This is a genomic window from Rhodoferax sp. RT5P35, from assembly GCF_056521385.1.
Window position 1 is genome coordinate 1 of sequence record NZ_JBWMAX010000198.1, and the last position, 1,251, is coordinate 1,251.

Annotated in this window: 1 protein-coding gene and 1 pseudogene; one reads left to right on the forward strand and one right to left on the reverse strand. The window is 62.1% G+C overall.

What is annotated here, in order from left to right:
• A partial coding sequence (locus AC097L_RS24915) for a PDZ domain-containing protein (RefSeq protein ID WP_479589397.1) occupies positions 1-699 on the reverse strand: 699 nt, incomplete at its 3' end.
• Between the two features lie 338 nt (positions 700-1,037).
• On the opposite strand from AC097L_RS24915, the pseudogene AC097L_RS24920 reads away from it, so the two are divergent.
• A pseudogene (locus tag AC097L_RS24920) lies at positions 1,038-1,251 on the forward strand (FAD-dependent oxidoreductase); the annotation flags it as partial.

The following is a 1,251-nucleotide window of genomic DNA, read 5'->3' on the forward strand; positions in this document are numbered from 1 at the left end:
CGCCGCGCCCATGGCGGTGGCCCCGGAAGCAATGAACTCCTGGTACATCAAATACCCGGTTGGGGCACCGTTGGGGGCGGTGAGTACCGCCACGGTGTTGACGGGGGTGAGCGCATAGGTGGCCGACTGCACGGTGAAGCTGCGCTGGGTGCCCGCGGCGTTGCGCACCACGAATGTGCGTGCCACGCCAGTAGTGTCTACGGCGGTCAGCCCGCCGTTGGCGATGTCGGCCGAGCTTTGTCCGTTGATGCTAACGATGCGGTCGCCGCGCTGCAAACCCGCCTGGCCCACCGGGCTCAGCGGCTCCACCAGCCGGACCGCCAAGGTGGTGCGGGCGGCATCCAGCCAGTCCAGCGCATAGCCATAGCCGGTGCGGGTGCCGTCCACGTAAAACTGGTTGGCGCTGGCCGTGGTCTGGCTGTAGCTGTAGCGGTCGGTGGGCTGGTACAGCAGCGAATCGACGTACGCGTCCATGCTGGTGGCCGCCGCGTTGGGCACGCCCTGCTTGTCGTACCAGAAATACGCGTCGGTCATGTAGTCGCGCAGCCAGGCCCGCTGGCCCGCCACCTCGCAACTGGCCGGGTTGCCGGGGTAGCCCGACGCGACCGGGGCCACACTGGTGCCGCCACCGCCTCCGCCGCCTCCACAACCCGCCAACACCACCAGACCCACCACGCCCGCACAAGCCAAACTACGCATAGACCCTGCCTTAAAAATAAATGGAAACCGCAGTGTCGTATACATCCACCTCTAAAAATTCAGTGTGTCGATGATGTAACGCAAACACAGAATGACCGTGTTTCCATACAATTTTGTATTTTTAGGCTATTCTTCAGATCCTGAAAATGGCCTCTGTGCTGATAGATAGAGCACAGGCAGCTATCAATTTTTTACCCAAATACCATAGCAATTCGGATCCAAGTGAGTGACAAGGCCCGACCGCATTCATCCCCCATTTGGGGGATATTTGCCGACCCAGCGCCGCATCCTAAAATCCTCTCCCCTGCTTGATAACGACAAGCCACCCGGCTACCCCCATGATCCGCATCTCCGAACTCAAACTCCCGCTCGGCCACGCCGCAGAGGCGCTGCCCGCCCTGGTCGCCCATACCCTGGGCCTGGCCCCCGCGCCGATTGCGCACTTCAGCATCTTCAAACGCAGCTTCGATGCCCGCAAGGCGGAGCTGCTGACGGTCTACATCGTGGATGTGGCACTGCACAGTGCCGCCCAAGAGGCCGAGCTGCTGCGCC